General features: G+C 62.2%; 1 pseudogene. It reads right to left on the minus strand.

Features of this window, described 5'->3' with window-relative positions:
- Positions 1-233 (minus strand): annotated as a pseudogene (locus tag BST12_RS30100) (FtsK/SpoIIIE domain-containing protein); the annotation flags it as partial.

Below are 233 nucleotides of genomic sequence, written 5' to 3' on the forward strand. Positions count from 1 at the left end.
GTGCCGAGGTAGTCGCGAACACGCGACTTCAGCTCTGTCCAGCGTGGCGTGGAGATGATGACGTGGACGCCGAACGCCAGCCCCTGGGCGGCCAGATCTTGAACCTGCCCCTCAAGGTCGGGGAACTCGCCGACAAAACCGGGCCATCCGTCGATGATCAGAAAGACGTCGCCGTATGGATCGGACGCAACGGGTTGACTTGGATCGTCACGCAGCTGCCGGTACATCCCGAT

The sequence above is a fragment of the Mycobacterium angelicum genome, from assembly GCF_002086155.1.
Lineage (GTDB): Bacteria > Actinomycetota > Actinomycetes > Mycobacteriales > Mycobacteriaceae > Mycobacterium > Mycobacterium angelicum.